The organism is Ideonella azotifigens (assembly GCF_006519715.1).
Classification (GTDB): Bacteria; Pseudomonadota; Gammaproteobacteria; order Burkholderiales; family Burkholderiaceae_C; genus Ideonella; species Ideonella azotifigens.
The window spans coordinates 1-2,157 of record NZ_VIDT01000821.1; the positions used below are offsets into that span (position 1 = coordinate 1).

Here is a 2,157-nt window from a genome sequence, read left to right on the forward strand (position 1 = left end):
GTCCGACGAAGACCCGGAACTCTTCAGCGTGGCCTCGTCCGACGACCTGGCTGCCTTCATCGGCGCGGCCCAGCCCAGCGAACTGCAGGCCCGCCGCGCCCAGCGCGCGATGCTGCGGCTGGCGCGCGGCTTCGAAGTCGTGCTGAGCGCACGCCAGCAGACACCGGACCGGCCGGTGGCCGACCTGCTGGACCGCCTGCTGCAAGGCCAGGCCGAGGGCCGCATCACCAGCGATGCCGAACTGCTGGCGCAATGCGTGATGCTGCTGTTCGCCGGCCACGAGACCACACGCCACCTGATTGGCAGCCTGGTGCAGACGCTGGCCTGCGACCCGCTGCGCTGGCGCATGCTGCGTGAGCAGCCTGACCTGATTCCACGCGCGGTGCGCGAGGTGCTGCGGCTGGAAACCCCGGTGCAATACACCGGCCGCCGCGCGGTGGCCGATGTGCAGTGGCATGGCCAGACCATCCGCCGCGGCGAGCTCGTGCTGGCGATGATCGGCTGCGCGAATCGCGACGAAGCCCGTTTCAGCGAGGCCGAGCAGTTGGACCTGGCGCGCCAGCAGGGCGCGTCGCTGGCGTTTGGCACCGGCCCGCACGTCTGCATTGGCGCGGCGCTCACGCAGATGGAAGCCGAGGTGGTGTTGCAGCAGATGTTGCAGCGCTGGCCCGAGCCGCCGCAGTTGCTGGCCGCGCAGCCCGACTGGATTCCCGATGCGCTGTACCGCGGCCTGCGCAGCCTGCCGGTGATGCCGGCACGGCATGCACATGCCCCGTCGGTGCTGCAGCTGCAGGGCTGAGCAGCTGTCATTGTTTGGCGCATCAGCTCATGTGCTGAGCCATCGTCAATCGGAGGGGGGAAACGTCCTCCAGGCTGAGGGGACTGCCTGTCAGGCCTGACAGGTCCGGCCGTGCGCGCTGTCACCTATGCTGGGTCCAGGAAGTTGCGCTGCAAGGCGCCTGCCCTTTATGGCCAGCCCTTGTGATCCTTGCTCTTCGGACCGAGAGGCTGAGCATCTCTCGAAGAGCTCAAAAACATCACGTTGGGTCGACGGTGCCTGGATCAGAACGGGCGGTGCAAGCGACGGCGGGTCAAGCGATGGTTTCGACGGCGCAGGTCGACGCGCTGGTCCGTGGCGCCTATCGCCCGCATCGCGACTTGCCCGCGGTATTGAGCGGCCTGGCCTGCGCCTTGATGGCGCAGCTGCCGGTGCAGCATGGCAGCCTGGAAGTCAGCGGTGTGGGCCGGCTGAGCTTTCACGGCGAACCGGCGGGTGGCATTGGCACCCGCTGGCACGACGCGGCCTGGGAGCAGGGCTGGCTGCCGCTGGAAGGTCATCCGCAGCCGGCGACCGGCGTGCAGACCGCGTTCACCGCCCACTACGCCGGCATGCCGATCGGCGAGCTCACGCTGGGCTGGCATGCGCAGGCCGAGGGTGGCGCGCAGCATGCCGATGGGGTGGCGCATTTTGCCAAGCGGTGTGCCTACCTGGCGCACCGCTACCGGGTTCAGGCCTGGTCGCGCCGGCAGCTGCGCCGGGCCAGCCTGCTGGTGGGCATCAGCCAGCCGCTGCACGCGCTGGAATGCTTCATCGAACGCGCGGCGGGCAGTGACCTGCCGGTGCTGCTGCACGGCGAGTTCGGCACCGAGAAGGCCTGGGCGGCCGCGGCCATCCATGTGGGCAGCCGGCGCAGTGCCGGTCCGGTGGTCGAGGTACATTGCGCAGACCCTGCAGGCGAGCCGGCCCAGTGGCTGGCCAGCGCCCAGGGCGGCACGCTGTTCCTGAACGGCATTGACGAGCTGAGCCCGCGGCTGCAGACCCAGCTGCACCGCCACCTGCAACACCTTTGCCCGACCCATCTTGGCGAGGCTACCGAGGCCAACGGCGCACGCATCATTGCCTCGGCCACCGCGGACCTGTCGCGGCTGGGCGCTGAAGCCGGGTTCTCCAGGGCCTTGCTGGCCGAGCTGGACTTCCTCGGCGCCGAGCTGCCGCCGCTGCGCGTGCGCGAGGACGACATGGAGGCGCTGATCAGCGCCACGCTGGAGCGCCATGGCTTCTCCGCGCCCCAGCGTTGCAGCGCCGAGCTGCTGCAGGCCTGCCGCGGCTACGACTGGCCGGAAAACGTCTCCGAACTGGAGCGCACCATTGCCCGC

At 69.8% G+C, this 2,157-nt stretch carries 2 protein-coding genes; both read left to right on the forward strand.

Annotated elements, in window-relative coordinates; translation table 11 throughout:
• A partial coding sequence (locus FKP22_RS28055) for a cytochrome P450 (RefSeq protein WP_141291338.1) occupies window positions 1-799 on the forward strand: 799 nt, incomplete at its 5' end.
• Window positions 800-1,098: 299 nt separating this feature from the next.
• On the forward strand, window positions 1,099-2,157 hold a 1,059-nt coding region (locus FKP22_RS28060), incomplete at its 3' end, for a sigma 54-interacting transcriptional regulator (RefSeq protein ID WP_170201141.1).